The sequence below is a fragment of the Kitasatospora sp. NPDC091257 genome (assembly GCF_044757675.1).
Taxonomy (GTDB): domain Bacteria; phylum Actinomycetota; class Actinomycetes; order Streptomycetales; family Streptomycetaceae; genus Kitasatospora; species Kitasatospora lactacystinica.
Window position 1 is genome coordinate 1 of record NZ_JBIVVI010000777.1, and the last position, 4,413, is coordinate 4,413.

A 4,413-nucleotide genomic window follows, 5' to 3' on the forward strand; every position below is an offset into this window, starting at 1 on the left:
GCCGGGGCCGGACACCCGGGGCCGGGTTCGGGCTGGCCGGGCTGCGGGAGCGGGCCGTCCTGCTGCGCGGGGAGTTCGAGGCCGGGCCGCTGCCCGGCGGCGGCTTCCGGGTGGCCGCCCGGCTGCCGGTGCCGGTCTCCGGGCCGGTCCCGGTCGAGGGGGCGGGCGCGTGATCCGGGTGGTGCTGGCGGACGACCAGCCGTTGGTGCGTGCCGCGCTGGAGATGGTGATCGCGGAGACGGACGACGTCGAGGTGGTGGGCGAGGCGGGCACCGGGGCGGAGGCCGTCCGGCTGGCCGCCGAACTACGGCCGGACGTCGTGGTGATGGACATCCGGATGCCCGGCATGGACGGCATCGAGGCCACCCGGCTGGTGACCGCCGACGGCGGGCCGACCCGGGTGGTGGTGCTCACCACCTTCGACGAGGACGAGCACGTGTACGCGGCGCTGCACGCGGGGGCGTCCGGCTTCCTGGTCAAGGACATGGCGCTGGACGACATCCTCGGCGCGGTGCGGGTGGTCGCCGCCGGGGACGCGCTGATCGCGCCGGGCGTCACCCGGCGGCTGATCGGGGCGTTCATCGCCGGCCGCCCGCAGTGGCCCGGGGGCGGTGGGCACGCCCCTGCCGCAGCCGCCGCGGTGGCGGCCGAGCGGCGGCTGGCGGCGATCACCGGGCGCGAGCGGGAGATCCTCACCCTGGTCGGCCGGGGTCTGTCCAACACCGAGATCGCCGCCGAACTGGTGCTCAGCATCGCGACCGTCAAGACCTACATGACACGGCTGCTGGCCAAGCTCGACGCCCGGGACCGGGTGCAGCTGGTCATCCTGGCCTACGAGGCGGGCCTGGTCTCCGTGTCCGCTTGAACGGGCCTGCTGGAACGGGCGTGCTTTTCACGGGCCTGCTTGAACGGGCCCGGCCGGTCGGCCGGGCCCATCGCAGAAACGATTCGGCACTCGATCACGAGGAGCCGGAACTCAGCGCTTGACCGCCACGCCCGCGTACATCGCGATGTCCCGGTCGCGGACGGGCGGGGCGTCGGCGTCCGGCCGCCAGTTGTGCACCAGCGTGACGCCCGGGTCGAGCAGCTCGTAGCCCTCGAAGAACGCCTCGGCCTCGGCCTTGTCGCGGATCTGGAGCGGGATGCCGCGCGCGTTGTACTCGCGGCCGACGCCACCCACGCCCACCGGGTCGGTGTCACCCGTGAAGACCGTCAGGGCGAGGAAGCTGCCGGGGGCCAGGGCGTCCATGAAGCGGCGCACGATGCCCTGCGGGTCGTCCTCGTCCAGCACGAAGTGGACGATCGCGATCAGCGACAGCGCCACCGGCTGCGAGAAGTCGAGCACCTCGCGCAGCCGGGGGTTGTTGATGATCGACTCCGGGTCGCGGAAGTCGGCGTCCACGTAACAGGTGCGGCCCTCGGGCGTGCTGTCCATCAGGGCCCGCGCGTGGGTCAGCACGATCGGGTCGTTGTCCACGTACCCGACCCGGGCCTCGGGGGTGATCGCCTGGGCGACCTCGTGCAGGTTCGGCGAGGTCGGGATGCCGGTGCCGATGTCGAGGAACTGCCGCACGCCGTACTGCTCGGCGAGTCGGCGCACCGAGCGCTGCATGAAGTCGCGGGTGGTGCGCATCGAGATCGGCAGCGACGGCCAGGCCTGCACCGAGGCGTGCGCCGCGACCCGGTCCGCCTCGAAGTTGGTCTTGCCGCCGATGAGGTAGTCGTAGACCCGGGCGGAGTGCGGAACGTCCATCCGCAGGTCCACCGATGGGTAATCCTCGTGCGGACCGTGCTCCGCCCGGATCTCGTTCGCCATGCTCGTTCTCCCGTTGCTGGGCGTCCGTCAGCGACCGCCGAGGTGGCGGCCCATGGTGCGCATGGTAACGGTCGACCGGTACGGCGGAATGACGGGCCCTCAGGCCCGCGCCTCCGGGTGCTTCGGGCCCGTGCCTCCAGGTGCCTCAGGCCCGCGCCTCCGGGTGCCTCGGGTCGAGCGCGGCGGCGCCCGGCTGACGGGGGACGGCGGCGGACCCGGCGTCGCCCCGGCCGTGCGCCGCCAGTTCGAGCGCGGCGCCGATCCACGCGATGCCGAAGGCCCACGTCGCCAGCCACTCGCACAGGTACAGCGGCCGCACCGACCAGCCCGAGCCGAGGCCCGTCACCCCGGCCAGGACGGAGAGCGCCAGGGCGACCAGGATCACCACCCCGGCCACCAGGTAGGCCGTGCTCACCCGGGCCGGCTGGGTGGAGCGGGGATTGCGGAAGGAGTGGAGGCAGAACATCGCCAGCATGACGAACAGCAGGCCGGCGAAGACCAGGTGGAACACGCCGACGGTGCGCTGGACGCCGGAGGCGCCCGCCGGGGCCGTCGGGCACAGCGCGACCCCGACCGCGAAGAACCCGGCGGCCGTGCTCCAGCGGTCGTCCCGGCGGTCGAAGCGGTAGCAGATCAGGAACACCCCGAGGGCGCACAGTCCGCCGACGAGGAGGTTCCGGGTGTCGGTGTAGTAGGCGGCGCTCATCGAGCCCGGCCAGAAGTCGTCGGTGCCGCGCCCCGTCACCTCGGCGGCCAGCCAGTTGCCGAACGGCAGGGCCGGCGGCAGCAGGACGCCGATCAGGCCGACGCCGAGGCGAAGGATCGCGATGGTTCGAACGTCCTGGATGCTCCGCCGGACACCGGGGGAGTTCTGCGTGCGCGAGTCGTGCGTCACGGACGCCTCCTTGCCTTTCCACGGGCTCCTCGGCCCGTTGTTCCTCCGGTCGCGGGGGGACGGGGTGGGGCGGCGTCGGACGGGCGCCGCCACACACCTGAGCGACCGTCACCTTGTGTACCCGCATCGGCGTTCGAAGCACCACTGATGTGAGCGGTTTACGCCCTCAATGACCGTCCGGAGAACCTCGGGTCACCATCCACCACGGCCGTGACGGCTCCACCGGTTCAACTCCCCCGCGGAGAGCCGGGCAGGCGGCTGCCACCAGCCCAATCGTCACCGACCGAGCGGGAATTGATTCGTGCTGTTCCCTTCCGATCGGCGATCGGATCTGACAGCATCGTCCGCTGTCCGCTGTCCGCTGTCCGCTGTCCGCTGTCCGCTGTCCGCTGTCCGGTCGCCGGAGCCCCGTGCACCGGTGACCCGTGCGCCGCCGTGCGCCGTGTCCACCCCGGCCGATCGGCGGCCGCCGTCCCGCTGCGCCTCGTGGAGGAACCGTGACCACCAGGGCCGACCCCGCCGGGACCGCCCTCCGTCCGGCCCGCTGGGTCCGCACCCGGCTGCGCGCCAGCCCCTCGGCGGCCCTGCTGACGGCCGCCCTCGCCTTCGTCACCGTCCTGCTGACCGTGGCCGTCCCCCGCGTCACGGACCGGAACGCTGACGCGGCGCTGCGGGACTTCGTGCGCCAGAAGGGCATCCACGCGACCAGCCTGCACTTCGCCTCCAAGGCCCGCCCGACGGACACCGCCGCCGCCCTCGACGCCGTCGACCGGGACATCGTCGCGCGCGTCGGCGCGACGGTGGCGCTGGCACCGGAACGCCTGGCGCACGGCACCAGGACCGAGACCAACCCCGTGTACAACCCGGGCTACCACCGGGTGAGCCAGGACATCCCGCCCAGGATCCTGCTGATCCGGCTGCAGGGCCTCGCCGACCGGGTCACCCTGACCGAGGGCAGCTGGCCCGGCCCCGCCGCGGCCGGCGCCCCGGTGCCGACGGTGGTGAGCCGGGCGGCCGCCGAGGCGATCGGCATCAGGGTCGGAGACGTCCTCGACAACGGCAGCAGCGGCCCCGACCGCCGACGGACCACCGTGGTGACCGGCATCTACCGGCAGAACGACCCGTCGGACCCGTTCTGGGTCGGCATCGGCTGCCCGAACCGCCCCTGCCTGGGGCTCGACCCGGAGCACGGCAACTGGCAGGAGGTCACCGGCTTCGTCGACGACGGCAGCGTGGGCGCGCTGACCGCCTGGAGCCCGTCCGTCCAGAACTTCTGGCGGGTTTCCGTCGACCCCGCCCCGCTGCGCGCCGACCGTCTGGAACGGACCCGCGCCGCCGTCGCGCCCCTCCTGGCCGGGCCGGAGGCCGACGCCCTGGTCACCGCGACCGGGCGCGCCGACCTGCGGGTCGTCTCGACGCTGCCCGTGGTCCTCACCTGGGCGGCCGAGCGCTACCGGGCCGCGATGGCGCTGGGCGCGGTCGGCCCGGCCGGCGTCGCGGGCGTCGCCGCCGTGGTGCTCTGCCTGGCCGCCGCGCTCGGCACCGACCGGCGCGCCGCCGAACTGCGGCTGCTCCGGGCCCGTGGCTGCTCGCGCGGCGGGGTGCTGCTGCGGCTGCTCGGCGAGAGCGCGGTGACGGTCCTGCCCGCCGCGGTACTCGGAGCGGTGCTCGCCCTGGTGCTGTGGCAGCCCCAGGTGAACCA

The 4,413-nt window shown here is 74.0% G+C and carries 3 protein-coding genes and 2 pseudogenes; 3 read left to right on the plus strand and 2 right to left on the minus strand.

What is annotated here, in order from left to right; all coding sequences use genetic code 11:
- Together ACIQOV_RS29290 and ACIQOV_RS29295 are read left to right on the plus strand one after the other, a co-directional pair.
- Positions 1 to 173 (plus strand): annotated as a pseudogene (locus ACIQOV_RS29290) (sensor histidine kinase); the annotation flags it as partial.
- Positions 174 to 223: 50 nt separating this feature from the next.
- Complete coding sequence (locus ACIQOV_RS29295; protein ID WP_401053574.1) at positions 224 to 865, plus strand: response regulator; 642 nt, start codon at positions 224 to 226, stop codon at positions 863 to 865.
- A gap of 111 nt (positions 866 to 976) precedes the next feature.
- Here the strand turns inward: ACIQOV_RS29295 and ACIQOV_RS29300 are convergent, their stop codons facing one another.
- Both ACIQOV_RS29300 and ACIQOV_RS29305 read right to left on the minus strand, forming a co-directional pair.
- A complete protein-coding gene (locus ACIQOV_RS29300; protein WP_401053571.1) occupies positions 977 to 1,816 on the minus strand; it encodes an SAM-dependent methyltransferase in 840 nt (279 codons plus the stop codon).
- 145 nt (positions 1,817 to 1,961) lie between these two features.
- Positions 1,962 to 2,711: a hypothetical protein gene (locus ACIQOV_RS29305; protein ID WP_401053572.1), complete on the minus strand. Its 750-nt coding sequence runs from the start codon at positions 2,709 to 2,711 to the stop codon at positions 1,962 to 1,964.
- Positions 2,712 to 3,208: 497 nt separating this feature from the next.
- On the opposite strand from ACIQOV_RS29305, the pseudogene ACIQOV_RS29310 reads away from it, so the two are divergent.
- Positions 3,209 to 4,413, plus strand: a pseudogene (locus tag ACIQOV_RS29310) (hypothetical protein); the annotation flags it as partial.

Excerpts from the sequence above, each read along its gene's own strand:
- ACIQOV_RS29295 (WP_401053574.1), top strand. The coding sequence starts at position 224 with ATGGTGATCGCGGAGACGGACGACGTCGAGGTGGTGGGCGAGGCGGGC.
- ACIQOV_RS29300 (WP_401053571.1), bottom strand. The coding sequence starts at position 1,816 with ATGGCGAACGAGATCCGGGCGGAGCACGGTCCGCACGAGGATTACCCA.